This is a genomic window from Acuticoccus sediminis (assembly GCF_003258595.1).
Taxonomy (GTDB): Bacteria; Pseudomonadota; Alphaproteobacteria; order Rhizobiales; family Amorphaceae; genus Acuticoccus; species Acuticoccus sediminis.
Genome location: NZ_QHHQ01000008.1, coordinates 1 through 14,284 on the forward strand (window position 1 = coordinate 1; position 14,284 = coordinate 14,284).

The following is a 14,284-nucleotide window of genomic DNA, read 5'->3' on the forward strand; positions in this document are numbered from 1 at the left end:
ACATAGTCGTACTCATAGGCGGATGCCTATGCCTTATCGGCTATGCCACCTGTCCGGTCAAAACGGGGTGCGCTCCACTCGGAATCGATGGTGATGCCGGCTTGGCGCAATGCCTGATGGATCTGTTGTTGCAGGGTCGAACGGCCTAGTTGGTCGTTCTCAAACTGCAATTGCTGTGTCACACGCTGGATCGCGTCGGCTTGGCGCTTGGCTGCGGCGGCATCGGCATCGCGATTGGTGTTCGGTGCCGGGTTGGCCGAAGGAATCGAAGCGCCGTTCGGCTCAACGTGCCATGGTTCGTGGCTCATCCGGAAGTTCAGGCCGTAGTTGGCCGCGTTCTGGTGCGCCCATTGGCGTGCAGCATCGTTCCCGTAGCCGAGGTCAGCGGCGAGGCCGTAGTTGTGCTTTGAGCCGCCGGGTGGTGCGACCCATTTCCGTGCAGCCTGTTCACTCCCGTATTTCTCGACGGCAGCCGCAAAAAGCTCCGCTTGGCGCTCGTTCGAACGGAACCCGCTGTTGAGCGAGATATCATGCCCGGCTGCCTTAGCATCGGCGATCATGCGACGTAGGGCGCCTTCGAACGAGTCCTCTAGTGCGCTGAAACTCTTGTTCGAACCGCCGACACCGGCACCAAGGCCAGCTTCACCCTGAAGGTAGGGCCCATACTGGTTGGGAACCGGGATAGGCTGAATATGAATCGTGCCAGCGGTTTGCTCCAGAACGCGCAACTCGGCGTTCGCGTGGGCTAACTCTCGGGTCAACTCGGCAGCACGGTCGCGAAGGCCATCAAGGGTCATCACACCGCGCTCACCGTCCGGCAACGCCATGTATCTATTCACCTCGGCAATCTCGTTTTCGAGGTACGCAACCCGTTTCCGCTGATCCTCGATAGCGCGATTGCCGATGGTGCCGGCGAGGTCGTTATCAAGGATCGTCATGCCTTCCGGCACTGACATGAGCCCGTTCGCAGCCGCCCAGTTGTTGATACGCGACCAGAAGTCCGAATTGCCGAACTCTGTTGCGAGGGTGTCGAGCTTCCGAATGGCGGCATCGATCGCGTCCACAATGCCATATGCAGCGGTGCCAGCATTGATGAACGCGGTGCGCAGCTTGGTCTGAACAGCCGTGGATAGATCGGCAATGCGTTGGTCGAGAACGACGGCCTTGTCGATCAACTCGCCACTCAGGACCGCACCAACCTCATGGGCCTCCCGGCGCAGATCGCTCATCGATTGAGTCGACTGCCTGACGACGGTCATGAGCTGTTCGCCGCCAGTGCCGCCGAAAATCTCATCGAGAACGCGAATCTGTGCGGCTGTACTTCCTAGCTGCCGAACGCGGTCAATGATTTCGTCGAAAAACTGCGCAGGGCGCTGGAGCTTCAGCGTTACATCCTCAACGCCATAGCCGAGCCGGGCAAATGCGTCCGCCGCTGAACCCTTGCCCGTCACTGCGAATTCGTCTGCACGAAGCTGCATTTCTTTGAAGCCGTCAACAATCGCATCCTGGGACACACGGAACTTGCGCGCTACAAACGAGAATTCCTGAAAGGTCGTCGTATCGAGGCCGGCAACCGCCGCTTCCTTGTTCATTTCGGCGACGGCTGCCGTTGCCTCCCTGACGCGACTGACCAACTCGCCAACACCGGCAGCGGCAAAGGCGCCTGCAAGCGCACCACGTACGGCACCGATGCCTTGGGTAAGATCACCGAGTGATCGGGCGCCCCTACGGCTCAGGCTTTCAAGGGCACGTTCACCGCCCTTGGCGCCGTCGCGTAGTTCCTTCTCGATGGATTTGCCGGCCTTCTCTGCGCCCTTGTCGATAGTGGCTGCGGCCTTGGCCATTCGCTTCTCCGCGCGTGCCAGAGATTTTTCGTACTCTGCCACCTTGGCCTCTAGGAGAATAGTAAGTCTTGCGTCATCAGATGCCATTGTATTGCCTCGTTAAATGTAAGATAGAATAGATCCGGAAATCTCGGTATAAGCTGCAGCGCGTGCAACAGCCATTGCCGAAGCAACGGCGCCATCAATGCGGTCTTTGGACTTCTTTTTATGGAAGCTTCGGTTCTCTGCCTTGTCGTACTCAACAGCAATATTGTTGAAGTTCCACCGCAGAACCGGATGGCCACCATGAACAAACTTGCCCGACAGGATGGCGCGCTCTAACTCGCTAATCGCCGGGGACATGGTGCGCCAACCCTGAGGGAAGGCCAGAACAGGCAATCCGTCATCGTCCAGGCGCTGCATCATGGCCGACGCTCCGTAAGGATCGAAGGCAATCTCTTCGACACGGTAGCGCTTCGTTTGCTCGCGAATGAACTCCTCCACCCGCTTGTAATCGACGGCGGGGCCGGGTGTGGCTTCAATAAGCCCTTCGTCGCGCCAACGGGGGTAAGGGACACCGTCGCGTGATGCGCGTAGCTCGATGTTGTCCTCGGGTACGAAAAAGTGCGGCTTCACGACGTACCTGTCGTCTTCGTCGCGCCAGCACATCACGACGGCGGTAAGATCCTTGTTGCTCGATAGATCGACGCCAATGAAACATGGCGCGTCGCCCATGGCTTCGGGATCAACGGGGCCGGCGCCTTTGTCGTAAACCTCCATATCGACGAATGGCGAGGTCGAGTGCTCCAGCCACATGTTCAGGTGCAGTTGGCGGAAGGCGTCACGCTTGCCGGGGTTAGTGCTGGCTTCGCGTGCGGCGATCCGCATGCCGTCCAGATCGGGGAAGCCGTAGGGCATGCCAGGATTCACACGGTGCCAAAGTTCCTCATCGGTCCAATCCTCATCGGGATCGGCCTCAAACAGGATGGGCAAAAAGGATGGGTCTTCAACCTCGCCGCTGGCCACCTTCCGGGCGTATTGGATTGTTTCCCAAGCGTGGTTGGTGTGGCCCCGTCCTGCCGTCGTGGCGATCAGCATGAGGGTGTTTGGCGTTTTGGTAAGTGAGGTCTCCATAACGTCAAACAGGTCACGTTTCGGCCATGCATGGAGTTCGTCAACCAGAACAAATGACGGCGTACGACCATGCTGGAGGCCGGCATCTGAGGAGATGGCCTCCATGCGCGTGCGGTCTCCAAGGTGCCCAAGATAGTTTCGGGAATCCGTGATCCCGACGTAGGGCTTCAGGCGCCTGTCCGTTTGAATGATGTTGCGGGCTTCCTCGAACGCGACGCGCGCCGTGCCACGGTCTGACGCTGCGAACTGCACCAAGCCACCAATGTTGCGCTCCGGGCCGATGGTGTGCAGCAGTGCCAGGGCAGCGCAGAACGCCGTTTTGCGATTGCCGCGAGGGACCAGTAAGACAACCTTGCGAACGATCCGATTGCCGTTGGGAAGGCGCGGCCCATAGATCTGGCGAACGATACGTTCCTGCCACGGGGCCAACTCGAACCGGCGCTTTGGCGACTGGCTCATTGGGTGTTTGAACGCACCGATTGCCTGTACGGCGCGTTCGCCGTAGCCAAACGGATCATCAATGGGTGAGTCGTCAAAGACCCAATGCGGATAGGTCTTCATCGTTATCACTCGGCTCTGTACCAACCTTACTGCGCGAGGTTGGCGACAAACCAAGTTCTGCGGCTAATTGGCGTTGGATTTGCTGGGCCTGATTCAAAGTCCCATTGATGGTTTTGTCTCCGCGTCCGGACGTGATGATTTCGATATTCGCCGTAGCTACGCAGTAGCTCGCGAGCGTATCTAGATCACTCTCGGCAAGAACGCGCCGTTCAATGAGGCGCTTTGCAACGCGCCGCCACACCGATTTCGCTTCAGCCGGGAACCACGCCGGGACTGACGGCGTGCGCTTCAGAAGGCCGGATTCCGTTGATTTTGGGTTGGGCTTGCGGCCACGGCTCATTACAATATATTCCTGAAATCGTCATTGTGTGTGGTAGAGGTGCGGCAGTGCTTAGACTGATTGCCGAGCTTGCTGCCAATCGGCAGTGGGAAAATCTGCGCGAAATTTCGGAATCGCTCCAACAGTTGGGGCCACCCGACTCCGTTGAGGAAGTAAAGCTCCGGGAAGCGCTGGATAAGCTTGAGCAACGCTTCACTCCAGGCAGAATGCTTAGCATCGAAGACTCGCACGAACTTGAGCAAATACTCACGATCGTTCGGGATCATTGCGTTGAAAAAAGGCACTAGACTCTCCCCCGACAACGAAGCTCAAGGGCGCGACGACGGCCAAGCTCGACGACTTCAATAATTTCGAAATTGTCACCGTTGCAGGATAGGCGGTCGGCTACGGACACATCCGGGCGCCAACGAATGCGAAACGCCGCAACGGTCTCTGAACCTTCGCCGGAAGCCCTCAGGAAGTCGCTGGTACGCGTCTCGAGCCGTTGGGCATGCACGGTGGCAAACGTGGCCCAACTCTCTGAAATTGCGCCGTATTCGTCCTGTGCCTGAGTTAGCGCTTTGATCTCAATGATTTTGTCTAGCTGTCCGGAGGTGATCATGCGGTCTCCCTCCAAACGTCGTCATCGTCCCAACGAACGAAATCGTCCCAAACGATGATGCCGGCTTCCTTCAGCACGTTGCTGATGCGGTAGCTGACAGGCGCCCGGTCTAGCCGTCCGTCATAGATCCCAATAAAGTTAATGTTCGCGCCGTACGTCCGTTCGCTGGCGAACACGCTGAAGGTGCCGCCTGGGAGTGTGGTCTTGTACGCCTCTAGGCCATCATTGCTGCAAACAGCGACCCACACGTTTCGCCATTCGGTCGGCGTGGCAACCTCAACGTTCGTGGTTTCGAGGTCGAACAGGACGCTGCCGCCATCGGCGGAATGGTAGGTTGGCCGGGCGTTGTCGTCGGGCGTGACGGACAGCACGGCGGAATTCACATCGTCGATGAAGCGCCCAACAGCATCGCCTTCGCCGGGAATGTCACCGGAGCCATCGATTGCGGTGTTCATCGTCTGCGGATCGAACAGGCGCCACTCGGCAAAAATGGTGCTGTCGGCGATCAGCAGGTGGTCGTCCGTATGGTACTCAATCAGGGCATCGAAGCTGATGAGGCCGTGGCAAAGGTCGGCGTCGGCAGCGTCGCGCATGGTTCGCTGTTGGCTGTAGCGGGTGTCCGCGCATCGCATCCAAGAGAACTGCGGCGCCCAATTGCGCAGGGCCGTTTTGATGACAGCCAGGATGGCATTGTTTTCGGATGACCCAGGCTCACGGGTGAACACGTGCAGATCGAAGCTAAGCCGCGCGTGATTCCGATGCGTCGTGAGGTCAACGGCACCCTCGGCAAACGGACCCATCCGAACGCGGGGAAGGTCCGGGCATTTGACGCTATCGACAATCGCAATCCCAGCAAGTTCAGGTACGTTCGAAAGGTGCTGGAATAGGGCCTTCTGGATTGTGTTTGATCCGCTCTCCATCACTGCGCCTCACGCTTTACGGCGGTGGCGATGGCGCGCTTGATCCGGTTCAGGGCCTTCTTTTTCCCGAGGCGATATCCCGGTGCAAAGAACGGTTGGGCGTCGGTGTCCGACGTGCCGAACTCGACGTGATAGGCGTAATCAACGTCGTCGCTGTAGGCGGTGATGATGGCTTGGTTCGGTTCGGCGACGGTGGCCTCGCCTTTCCGAATGGCCCCATACGGTGTGGCTTCACCGGGCTTGGTGACATGGATGGAGTCGCGAAGATCGCCTTCATCCTCTGGCGCAAGGGATCGCTGAATGTTCGCGATGTCCTCTGCACCTTTGATCAGTGCGGGCTGAACGGCCTCTAGGGCGCTCTTCGAAAGAGTTTTGAGTTTGCGTTGCGCCTTATCGAGGCCCTTAACCCTACCCATCAGAAGCTCCATTTGCGGTATGGAGCCAGGAAAGGGGCCATGGCGTCGCGGGGATCGAGGCCCGTTTCGCCAGCATGGTCGAACATGTGCGCGACACCAACAAGGATCGCGTAGCGCAGATCAGCCGGGACAGGGTCGAGGTCGGTTAGCGTCGGATCGCCAGTGAACCCGAGGGCAATTGCTGTCGCAGCGGCAATGATGCCGTTGAGGTCCGTGTCATCTTCGTTGTGGTCGATCCGGAGGTGAGCCTTCACCTCTTCGAGGGTTACAAGCATTGCTAAATTCCTTCGTAGTAATCATAGGGGCAAAAGCCTATTTCTGGTGAAATTTGAAGAAAGGGGGTGGTGCGGTATAGGGTTACCGTCCAAAAGTTCAGAGCCTCCCCCTATGCCATTGTTTCTATTGCCGCTTCTCGCTCCTTACGTCTGTCGGCCACATATGGCTCAAGGAACGCAAGGGACGCTTCCTCTTCAATATTCGCAAGGGCACAAACAAGACGATAATCCTTGCTTCTATCGATGAACCAATCCTTGGCTTCGATTACATCGCGTGAAGGAAACTTGCTCACTCGTCTCTTTGGGTTAGCTGCTCGCTTGGTGTCCTTGATGGCTTGGACAATGACGGCACGCCACAGCGCCACACATTGGGCAGTGTGGGTGGTTGGTGCGCGGTAGTCGTCTACGTTCTCGGCCATCCAACGGGCGTGCTCCTCTGCTGTGTATGTGTGTCGGGTGGATTGCATCGTTGAATATTATGGCCACTCTAGCAGTACGACGTCTACGCAATAGTAATTGTCAATGGCTTTGATGGTGCATTCCTTGAGGTGCCAAAGACGAGTCGTCGTCTCACCGGGCAAGGTGTAATCGATGCGATGGCCGATGTTTAGAGCGCGGAAAGGCGTAACATCGTCGATATCTTGAGTATAATATTGCAGCGCCACAGTATGCTCGTCGTCGATAAAGTGTTCGCTAATATAGATTGGGTCCATGTTCATTTACGTACATCCTCATTCGGTAATCTGTATAAAATTGGCTTCTACATCAAACAGCGGCATTGGGTACGTCGAGACCTTATAGGTGTTGCAGATCCAATGGTGCTCGTGCTCATCGCCGGGAACGTGATAGGCGAACGGCTTGCGGTTATGCTGCTTGAAGAACCGAAGTAGCTCTCTGCCTTTGTCCTTTGGGATCATGGCCCATTTCAGGGTCAGGCTGCGGTTGAGCTTCAGTTCCGCCGGGTTGCCTTCATTAGTGCTCGTCACCGTTGGCTCATGGGATGGCGTGAAGATTGGCCGGGGTGGGTTCTGGCTGGTTAAGTAATTATTGTGCATTACTGAAGTCCTGTGTGAACTCGGCTGTAATGGTGCGTCGGTTGTTCTCTTGGAATGTCCTGTTCCACTTCCGGCATGTCCACTTCTTAGCCGTGGAATCATCGGGTGCCGTATAGTAAAATGGCGTATGGCCACCTTGGGCACGAAAGAAATCTTCGATATAGTCGGCTTCGGTCACGTCGAGGAATTGCCACGTCAGGCGAAGAGTCTCCCGGATGTGGTTGGTGCCGTCTGCCGTGATTTGCGTATAGCCGTCGCCGAATTCCGCAATGAGAAGCTTTGGCGTCGTGTCCCTGATAGAATTTTCAGAGGGTGTGCGCGTGGGCGTAAACGTCGTTAGGGCCATTACTTCTTTCTCTCAAATGATTGCTTCCAACTGTTATGGCACTTGGTGCAAAGGGCCTGCCAGTTGGACCGGAGCCAAAACAGGCGACGATTGCCACGATGCGGCTTAATGTGATCGACGACGCTTGCCGGATGGCCGCAGCGGACGCATTGGGGGTGCTCGGCGAGAAAGAGCCTACGGGCGCGTTGCCATTGGGCATCGTAGCCACGCTCTTTGGCGTTCTGGCGCTGCTTATCCCTTTTGGCTTTGGCGGCCTTGATGTGTTCGCATTCCTCGCCGGGCCGTAGCAGGCATCCGCACGAACGAAGGGAACGCGGTTTTTGTGGCATGGTTCATCCCTTCACCGCGTTTGCGAACATTGCGGTCATTAGCGCGTCGCGGGATTTTGGGTCTTTGGCGACGTATGGCTTCTGGGCCTTGTCTTTCGCGCCGGAACCGAACAATTGGTTCAGCAGCTTGGCACGACCGCGTTGGGCAGCGAGAATCTGACCGGGCGTGCAGTCGAGGGCATCTTTCGGCGTGTAGCCAAGCCAACCCGTCGCAACCTCGAAAAGCTCGGCATAGAACCTTTTGGGGTTCGGCTTCTCGGTGCTCGTGGTGGATTTGGTGCCTTTGGTCGCCTCGGTGTCGTCGGCGTCCTCGTACAGATCGGGCGTTGCGCCAGCCAACCCGAGCACGACATTAAGGATCGCTTCGGTGAATGCCGGTGCCGGGTAGGGGCGCAACGCCAGTCTGGTTGCTTTGGCGATGTCACGGGGGTTCGCGTTGACGGCGCATGCGTGAATGACCGCTTCAATAATTGAAAATTTTTCCCTGATGACGCCATCAAGGATTGTTTCCATTCCAAACCGGTTATTAAGTGTCATTGCCGCCCGTAGGGTCGGAATCAGCGTCAGCTCAATGTCGTCTACGGTGAGTTGAACCCCGTGCATCATTATGGGGCTTCAGGAGCCGGGGCCATGACGGCAATGCCCTTGTCGCGCGCCAGGATGACGTTGAGGGTCATCACGTGATCGTCGCCGTCACCGCCAGTACCGATGGCGCACTTGGGGACGTACGCCCTAAAGTAGATCGCTTCACCGTTGGTTAGGGTATATTTGAAGTTGTAGCCGCCGCCATTGTGCGCATCGATGAGTGCCTGCTGCCCTGCGTCATTGGGGTCATATGCGAACACGCAATCGATAGAACCGGGATCATACGAACCCTCAAACTTGATCATTCGACCAAGATTGATGTCCTTAATCGACCCAATGTTGCGTTCACCGGAAATCTCACCGATCTCGTTAAGCTGACCGATGGTCTCGTAGGTATCTGCCTCAAACGCAGCTAGCCCGTTTGCCGAGGCTGTGGTTCCGATACTTAGGGTTGAAGTGTTGTGTTTAATGACTGCCATTTCAAATGCCTTTCAATAATTGAGAGAATGGCCGCTTATGCAGCGGCCATCGTGTAGAACGTCATCGCGTCAGGGTTGATAACAGCGCCACCGACACGACGATTGACGTGAACGACGGTCATGTTGTTGGCCGCCTTGGTGTACGGGTCGCTGAACAGCGTAAGGCCGGCACGATCCACGACGCGGAAGGTCTGGGCGAGGTCGCCGAACAGGATCGGCGTAGCGTCAGCCGCAACGTCGTCGAGGTCGGGCAGTTCGATGATCGGGAAGCCAAGGAAGGTCGAAGGCGTCCCGGCAGCGAGGGAGTCACCCCACGCATCCGGTGCCTCGGCGAGCGCCAGCTTGCGAAGGGCGGCACGCGTCTTGCGGTTCATGAACAGCTTGGACGAGCGGGCGTACTCGTTCGGAAGCGAAACCGTGAGGTCCACAATATCGTCAATCGCGAGCGTGGTGCCGGTCGCATCCTGAACCGCAACGTTCGCATTGCGCAGAAGGCCGGTCGGCTTCTTGGTGCCGTCGCCATCGAGGAAGGCAAGGCCCTCAGCCTTCGCGGCCTGTTTGGCGAAATCGCTGGCGATGATCGACATGATATCAACCTGCGAGTCGGCAATCAGGTCGTTGGAAATCGAAACCTGCGCACCCATGCCGAACGTATCGATGGTGAGAGTGGAGAAGGCGGCATCCGTGTCGGGTCGCGTCTCATTCTCGCCAACCCACGAAACCTGAACGGCGGAGTCCTGTACCGGAAGCTCAATCGACGGGGCGCCAATGGTCATAACGGACGCAAACTGGCGGAAAGGCGATGCCTCGATCAGAAGGCGCTGCACGGTGGCCTGGAACGTTGCCGGGGCGAGTACGCCGCCCTTGCCGCCAGAGTCGCCAGTGACTGAAAGTGCCTTCTGGTCGCCTGCGACAAACGCACGGAACGCCTTGGTCTCGGTCTCGGCAGCATCTTCGGTCTTGGCCGTGATGACACCAGGGCGATTGAGGCGGGTGGCGAGCTTCTGGTGATCGGTCTTAAGGGCGTCAAATGCCTTCGTGGTCTCGGCGAGACTGGCCTTGAGTTCGCTGATGGTCTCGGCGAGGTCAACGGTCTCGGCCTCGTCTTCAATTACTTCGTTGTCCATAGGGGTAACATCCTGATTTGAAAGAGAATTTGATTTAATAGAGGTGATCCGGGCGTCTGCATTTGCAGGAACAGCCACGACTGAACATTCAAGAAGGTCGACGGACCTAATCGTTCGGCCACCACCGCGAATGGGTGTGGCGGACTTGGTTTGAAAGCCGATGCTGAGGCCGGAAGCGGCGCCGGCACGAACCATGGCGTGAACTTCACGCGCCTTGGCAACGTCATTGATCAGCAGGTGGCCTTTAAGCTCTAGGCCCTTTTGCCCTTCAATAATTGAAGTCCACACGCCGATGACTTGGCTCTGATCGTGAGCCCACAGCATCGGAAGGGACGTTGGGGCGCCAGCAAATGCGCCCTTCTCAATGACATCGCCGACGCGGTCAGCCTTGCCGAAGGGCCATGCGATGCCTTCAATATCGCCGGTATCGCCGGTTGTGAATGCTGCCTTGATTTCAATGACTTCGCTCATGCCGGCACCTCTTCGGTGTCGTCGTCATCAACGGCGCCCATCAGGTCACTTAGCGTCACGAGCGCAATAAGTGCGCACTTCGTGAGGCCCGTTGGCAGCATGTAGGCTTCAATAATTGAAGTGGCGCGTTCAGGGTCGAGACCACCGCCGACGAGCGACAGACGAAGGATGGTCTTCACGTCCCTCGCGCGCCAGGAGTCAGCCAGCAGTGATCGCGCCAAGCTAGGCAGGCCAAGGTCGGTCTGGCGCTCAATTTCTTCAATAAGTGAAAGGGTCAGCGCAAACTCATACTCGCCGTCCCCGAAAAAGTGCTTCATTCCTGTACCTCACTGAAATCATTTGAATTTCCTTGTGTGTAAGGGTTGCCGAGGGCATCGGCGTCGGCGGTATCGATCCGGGGCATGTTCTCAATTGCGCGGATCTCATTGGCCGTAAGGACGCCGGAGGACCGGGCGATCTGGTAAGCCTGCCAACGGTCCAATGTGGCGGACTTAATGAATTCATCAGTTTCGAACTCAAATAGGAAGGTGTCGCGCTCTTCAGGCGTCAGGAGCGCACGGCGGTAGGCGGATACCCATTCCCGGTGCCATGGCGCGAGGCTGTAGTCGAGGAAGGCCCTGTTCATCTCGGCAGCGTTGGACCACGTTGCGCGCGTCAGTTCGTAAGCGAGATGGGGCGGAACGTTGAAGTGCCGACAGATGGCGACATTCGTCTGAATGAGGAGCTTTTCGGCTTCATTCTCGGCGAGCGGCTGCTGAATGGTCTCGTACTTCGCGCCGTGCTCTAGGACAGCGATGCCGCCGGCATTCTCGCCGGAAAGGGCCTGTGTCCAACTAGATTTGATAGCAGCCCGTGTGTCATCGCCCATGGCCTTCTGAAGCAGAATGATCCCGCCGGGCCTGGAGTTATTTTTGAAGGTGCTCGCGACCGTTTGGGCCATCACGAGTGAAAGGGCGATGTCGTCTTTGGCTTGCGAAATCACCGAAAGCCCAGTCACACCGTCGTCGGCCCTCATGCCGCTGGTGATGTGCAGAATATTGGAAAAATGCTCGACGACCGTTCCGCCATGGGCCAGCGAAAGCCGATACGTTGGTTCAAGGGTGACGTCGTCGATTTCGATTGCTACGGCGCCAGGTGACAGGCGGATTAGCTCGACGGGCCGGCCAGATCCATCGCGGGTGATGTGCGCGAAACCGTTGCCGAACGCGATGGCATCCCGCGTGAGGGCAGTGCGGAACGCTGCCGCACTCATCCAGTCTGAAGCGTCACGGTGAACGAGGGTATGGGCCGGGTGGTCCGTTGCTGCTTCCTTGGCGCCGTCTACGCGCTGGTAGAGCTTCACCGGGATCGAACAGCCGTTGGCCAGGAGGGCAGTGCAGACCGCTACCATTGCGCACTTGGCGGCATTGGTTGGCGTGACCGCGATGCCGGTGTTTGTGCTGGTCGTAAACAACCAGTCCAAGCCGAACATGCCACTGGTTGTCGTAGCGGCCTTCGTTTCAATCTTTGGTGACGGAATCCGCCTGGAGAGTCTGTTTAGAATGGTCAAAATATCGCTCGTAAAATTAGTGGAGGTCCGGCGGGAAGGATTTAATGTTCGAACCAAACCGCCGGACCTTGCGCAATCGCTATCACGTAAAAGGATCTAAACCATGATAACTTTGCGTATTATACTAAATATTTGCGGTTGATGCAATAGATCTTATGTAGATTTGTTGCAAATTGTGCCGAATTATGCTTCGGCCCTGATTGGGTTTTGTTCTCGATGTCCCGGCGGATGTGTGTTGATACTATTTAAAGCCCTTCAGGACGACGCACAGACGCTCGTTGGTTTTTGGGGTGACAGTGCCTAGGGGCGCGCCGAGGCGCCCCTACGGCCTCCTATGGGCTTCGTACGGTTCAGGATCGCCGGAATGTGGTGAGCGTGGTCTTGGAGGCAGCCAAATTTGAAGTATGAGTGACGTGTCACGTCACGTCACACTCTCGGGGAGTTCGGAATCGCCGGATGATGTGATGTTTCCGGAGTGTGGTGATGGTGAGCGACAGCGAACGTCACATTCCGGACGATGGTTTATGTTCCGGAGGTGTTGTTAGATGTCATGTAACGCCCATAAATCGCCCCCTTTAAGAATCCTTTGTTTTTTTGAAGTGACGTCGGTTCTCAAATCAAAAAGAGACTCTAATAGGGAAGCATTTATGGGCGTTACATGACACATGACATCGTCCGGATCGTCAGGTTGCCTGAATTTATGGGCGTTACATGACACATTCGGCTGCGCCTTCTCCGTATCGCGCGATTTATGGGCGTTACATGACACATGACATCGCCCGGAGATAAATCAAAAAGGGGCGCCCGTAATGTGGACACCCCTTCTGAAAGCCAACGATGCGCGGTTTGATATCAAAATGGCAGATCCTCCAGCGCCATCTGCTCGGAGGCTTCGGGACGACTCTTTGACGTCCAATCGTTCAGGCGATCATAGTTGTCATCGTAAACGAGAGGTTCGGCCTCAGGCTTGGGCTTTTCCAACGGTGCCGATTTTTCATCCATCGCCGGAACGTCCAGGTAGCCTAGCAAGCTCTCCAACTCTTCATCAGCCGTAGGCGCGTCCTGTGTCAGCCACGGCGCGCCCTCAACCGCAATTGCATTTTTCAAATCAGAATGTCGATTGGAGTTTTCGTGCGCTTCAATCTCGTCTGCACGCTCATCCCAAATCTTGTTATACACTCCCACCTTGACCGGATCGGCGTCGGGGTCGTCGTCTAGGTCGCTTATAGCCGATATGAATTCCGCAATGTCGGTAGGGGCCTCCTTCCTGTACCGCTCGCGAAGCCGACGACGTTGTTGATTTCGCCGGTCCGCCTCGCGTTTGGTCTCCCTCTCCGCATCAGACAGGGGCGCCTTGTTGGCGCGATGCTTCCTGACGCGTGCCGCCGAGTTGTCGTTGGGCCGGTAACGCTGCATGCGCGCAACTTTCTTGCGCGGCTTGTCGTTAGCGCCGGTCTTAGCGTTGGACGCTTCAACGGCTTCTCTGTTTTTGGCGCGCTTGCTGTCTGTGTATGGCCAAGGGGAACCGTACATTTCAGCGGTCAGGGCATCCAAGTCCGTCACGATCTCACTGCGGCGACGGTTCACACTGACGCTTTTTGCTGCAATCTCCTCAACTTTGCGGCGCCGCTCTAGATCGTCGCGATTGAAAATTCCGGACTTTCCACCGTCAATGGCGAACTGATTGAATGTCGCCAACTTATACATAATGCCGGTAGCGACCTTGGCCGATGATAGCTGGCTGAACTGCGGGAAGTGGGCATAATGAGCCACGTTAAGCACGTAGTCATAAATACAATTGACGTTGGCTTCCGAGTACCGAAGCCCTAACACGTCAAAGATCTGCCTTAGCTTCCAAATGCGTTCCGCGTCGCGTGTTTGCCACCACGTCTGATATTTGGCCGCAGCGACATAGCTACACTCATGGGTTTTGCGCCACTTATTGCGCCACTCCTGATCGAGTTTGAAGAGCACCGGCATAAAGATGTGTGTACGCTCAAACGGCGTCTTTTGCCGATAATCCTTGTGGCACATCTGATTGCACCACGCATCATGTTCGATGGTGCGGCGCGTGAACAGTGCACGGGTAGCCGCCGCCTGCTGTTCCGGACCTTTTTCAAAGAGATGAGCTTGTAAGACCTTACGATTTCTCTTGTAATCCGCCTTAGGTTGCCATATAATGTTGCCATGCACGGTTAAAGTCTTTCTTGATTTTGATCATGTTGTATACCCAAATGAAGCTCTTGCCCGACACGCGCCATAACGTGTCGGGC

19 protein-coding genes are annotated in these 14,284 nt (G+C 56.7%); all 19 read right to left on the reverse strand.

Features of this window, described 5'->3' with window-relative positions; genetic code table 11:
* Positions 1-26: 26 nt before the first annotated feature.
* Positions 27-1,844, reverse strand: coding sequence for a M15 family metallopeptidase (locus DLJ53_RS27590; protein WP_202913393.1), 1,818 nt, complete (start codon positions 1,842-1,844; stop codon positions 27-29).
* 99 nt (positions 1,845-1,943) lie between these two features.
* Positions 1,944-3,518 (reverse strand): terminase large subunit, encoded by a 1,575-nt coding sequence (locus DLJ53_RS27595; RefSeq protein ID WP_202913394.1) that lies wholly within the window; start codon positions 3,516-3,518, stop codon positions 1,944-1,946.
* Complete coding sequence (locus DLJ53_RS27600; RefSeq protein WP_111351406.1) at positions 3,490-3,858, reverse strand: P27 family phage terminase small subunit; 369 nt, start codon at positions 3,856-3,858, stop codon at positions 3,490-3,492. The genes DLJ53_RS27595 and DLJ53_RS27600 overlap by 29 nt, the downstream gene beginning before the upstream one ends.
* Positions 3,858-4,142, reverse strand: a complete 285-nt coding sequence (locus tag DLJ53_RS27605; RefSeq protein ID WP_111351408.1) for a hypothetical protein — start codon at positions 4,140-4,142, stop codon at positions 3,858-3,860. The genes DLJ53_RS27600 and DLJ53_RS27605 overlap by 1 nt, the downstream gene beginning before the upstream one ends.
* Positions 4,142-4,459 (reverse strand): phage head closure protein, encoded by a 318-nt coding sequence (locus tag DLJ53_RS27610; RefSeq protein WP_111351409.1) that lies wholly within the window; start codon positions 4,457-4,459, stop codon positions 4,142-4,144. The genes DLJ53_RS27605 and DLJ53_RS27610 overlap by 1 nt, the downstream gene beginning before the upstream one ends.
* On the reverse strand, positions 4,456-5,379 hold the full coding sequence (gp17, locus tag DLJ53_RS27615; protein ID WP_111351411.1) for a tail completion protein gp17: 924 nt from the start codon (positions 5,377-5,379) through the stop codon (positions 4,456-4,458). The genes DLJ53_RS27610 and gp17 overlap by 4 nt, the downstream gene beginning before the upstream one ends.
* Positions 5,379-5,795: an HK97-gp10 family putative phage morphogenesis protein gene (locus tag DLJ53_RS27620; RefSeq protein ID WP_111351412.1), complete on the reverse strand. Its 417-nt coding sequence runs from the start codon at positions 5,793-5,795 to the stop codon at positions 5,379-5,381. The genes gp17 and DLJ53_RS27620 overlap by 1 nt, the downstream gene beginning before the upstream one ends.
* A complete protein-coding gene (locus tag DLJ53_RS27625) occupies positions 5,795-6,070 on the reverse strand; it encodes a head-tail connector protein (RefSeq protein WP_111351414.1) in 276 nt (91 codons plus the stop codon). The genes DLJ53_RS27620 and DLJ53_RS27625 overlap by 1 nt, the downstream gene beginning before the upstream one ends.
* Positions 6,071-6,180: 110 nt before the next feature.
* Positions 6,181-6,489, reverse strand: a complete 309-nt coding sequence (locus DLJ53_RS34870) for a hypothetical protein (RefSeq protein ID WP_146620112.1) — start codon at positions 6,487-6,489, stop codon at positions 6,181-6,183.
* A gap of 57 nt (positions 6,490-6,546) precedes the next feature.
* Positions 6,547-6,789 (reverse strand): hypothetical protein, encoded by a 243-nt coding sequence (locus DLJ53_RS27630; RefSeq protein WP_111351415.1) that lies wholly within the window; start codon positions 6,787-6,789, stop codon positions 6,547-6,549.
* A gap of 12 nt (positions 6,790-6,801) precedes the next feature.
* Positions 6,802-7,125 (reverse strand): phage tail protein, encoded by a 324-nt coding sequence (locus DLJ53_RS34875; RefSeq protein WP_146620113.1) that lies wholly within the window; start codon positions 7,123-7,125, stop codon positions 6,802-6,804.
* Positions 7,115-7,471: a phage tail protein gene (locus DLJ53_RS27635; RefSeq protein ID WP_111351417.1), complete on the reverse strand. Its 357-nt coding sequence runs from the start codon at positions 7,469-7,471 to the stop codon at positions 7,115-7,117. The genes DLJ53_RS34875 and DLJ53_RS27635 overlap by 11 nt, the downstream gene beginning before the upstream one ends.
* On the reverse strand, positions 7,471-7,800 hold the full coding sequence (locus DLJ53_RS27640; RefSeq protein WP_111351418.1) for an HNH endonuclease: 330 nt from the start codon (positions 7,798-7,800) through the stop codon (positions 7,471-7,473). The genes DLJ53_RS27635 and DLJ53_RS27640 overlap by 1 nt, the downstream gene beginning before the upstream one ends.
* A 3-nt stretch (positions 7,801-7,803) precedes the next feature.
* Positions 7,804-8,406, reverse strand: coding sequence for a hypothetical protein (locus tag DLJ53_RS27645; RefSeq protein ID WP_111351420.1), 603 nt, complete (start codon positions 8,404-8,406; stop codon positions 7,804-7,806).
* Entirely contained in the window at positions 8,406-8,864 is a 459-nt protein-coding gene (locus tag DLJ53_RS34880; RefSeq protein WP_146620114.1) for a hypothetical protein, read from the reverse strand. The genes DLJ53_RS27645 and DLJ53_RS34880 overlap by 1 nt, the downstream gene beginning before the upstream one ends.
* A 35-nt stretch (positions 8,865-8,899) precedes the next feature.
* Positions 8,900-10,462, reverse strand: coding sequence for a phage major capsid protein (locus tag DLJ53_RS27655; RefSeq protein ID WP_111351423.1), 1,563 nt, complete (start codon positions 10,460-10,462; stop codon positions 8,900-8,902).
* Positions 10,459-10,779, reverse strand: coding sequence for a gene transfer agent family protein (locus DLJ53_RS27660; RefSeq protein ID WP_111351425.1), 321 nt, complete (start codon positions 10,777-10,779; stop codon positions 10,459-10,461). Before DLJ53_RS27660 ends, DLJ53_RS27655 begins: the two co-directional genes overlap by 4 nt.
* Complete coding sequence (locus tag DLJ53_RS27665; RefSeq protein WP_111351426.1) at positions 10,776-11,933, reverse strand: phage portal protein; 1,158 nt, start codon at positions 11,931-11,933, stop codon at positions 10,776-10,778. Before DLJ53_RS27665 ends, DLJ53_RS27660 begins: the two co-directional genes overlap by 4 nt.
* 930 nt (positions 11,934-12,863) lie before the next feature.
* Positions 12,864-14,204, reverse strand: coding sequence for a hypothetical protein (locus tag DLJ53_RS27670; protein ID WP_146620115.1), 1,341 nt, complete (start codon positions 14,202-14,204; stop codon positions 12,864-12,866).
* Positions 14,205-14,284 lie beyond the last annotated feature (80 nt).

What these genes read in the sequence shown, in the direction of transcription:
- DLJ53_RS27655 (WP_111351423.1), bottom strand. Translation starts at nt 10,462, where the DNA reads ATGAGCGAAGTCATTGAAATCAAGGCAGCATTCACAACCGGCGATACC.
- DLJ53_RS27645 (WP_111351420.1), bottom strand. Translation starts at nt 8,406, where the DNA reads ATGATGCACGGGGTTCAACTCACCGTAGACGACATTGAGCTGACGCTG.
- DLJ53_RS27610 (WP_111351409.1), bottom strand. Translation starts at nt 4,459, where the DNA reads ATGATCACCTCCGGACAGCTAGACAAAATCATTGAGATCAAAGCGCTA.
- DLJ53_RS27640 (WP_111351418.1), bottom strand. Translation starts at nt 7,800, where the DNA reads ATGCCACAAAAACCGCGTTCCCTTCGTTCGTGCGGATGCCTGCTACGG.
- DLJ53_RS27600 (WP_111351406.1), bottom strand. Translation starts at nt 3,858, where the DNA reads ATGAGCCGTGGCCGCAAGCCCAACCCAAAATCAACGGAATCCGGCCTT.
- DLJ53_RS27595 (WP_202913394.1), bottom strand. Translation starts at nt 3,518, where the DNA reads ATGAAGACCTATCCGCATTGGGTCTTTGACGACTCACCCATTGATGAT.
- DLJ53_RS27665 (WP_111351426.1), bottom strand. Translation starts at nt 11,933, where the DNA reads ATGTTCGGCTTGGACTGGTTGTTTACGACCAGCACAAACACCGGCATC.
- DLJ53_RS27630 (WP_111351415.1), bottom strand. Translation starts at nt 6,789, where the DNA reads ATGAACATGGACCCAATCTATATTAGCGAACACTTTATCGACGACGAG.
- DLJ53_RS27635 (WP_111351417.1), bottom strand. Translation starts at nt 7,471, where the DNA reads ATGGCCCTAACGACGTTTACGCCCACGCGCACACCCTCTGAAAATTCT.
- DLJ53_RS34870 (WP_146620112.1), bottom strand. Translation starts at nt 6,489, where the DNA reads ATGGCCGAGAACGTAGACGACTACCGCGCACCAACCACCCACACTGCC.
- DLJ53_RS34880 (WP_146620114.1), bottom strand. Translation starts at nt 8,864, where the DNA reads ATGGCAGTCATTAAACACAACACTTCAACCCTAAGTATCGGAACCACA.
- DLJ53_RS27620 (WP_111351412.1), bottom strand. Translation starts at nt 5,795, where the DNA reads ATGGGTAGGGTTAAGGGCCTCGATAAGGCGCAACGCAAACTCAAAACT.
- DLJ53_RS27625 (WP_111351414.1), bottom strand. Translation starts at nt 6,070, where the DNA reads ATGCTTGTAACCCTCGAAGAGGTGAAGGCTCACCTCCGGATCGACCAC.
- gp17 (WP_111351411.1), bottom strand. Translation starts at nt 5,379, where the DNA reads ATGGAGAGCGGATCAAACACAATCCAGAAGGCCCTATTCCAGCACCTT.
- DLJ53_RS27590 (WP_202913393.1), bottom strand. Translation starts at nt 1,844, where the DNA reads ATGGCCAAGGCCGCAGCCACTATCGACAAGGGCGCAGAGAAGGCCGGC.
- DLJ53_RS27660 (WP_111351425.1), bottom strand. Translation starts at nt 10,779, where the DNA reads ATGAAGCACTTTTTCGGGGACGGCGAGTATGAGTTTGCGCTGACCCTT.
- DLJ53_RS34875 (WP_146620113.1), bottom strand. Translation starts at nt 7,125, where the DNA reads ATGCACAATAATTACTTAACCAGCCAGAACCCACCCCGGCCAATCTTC.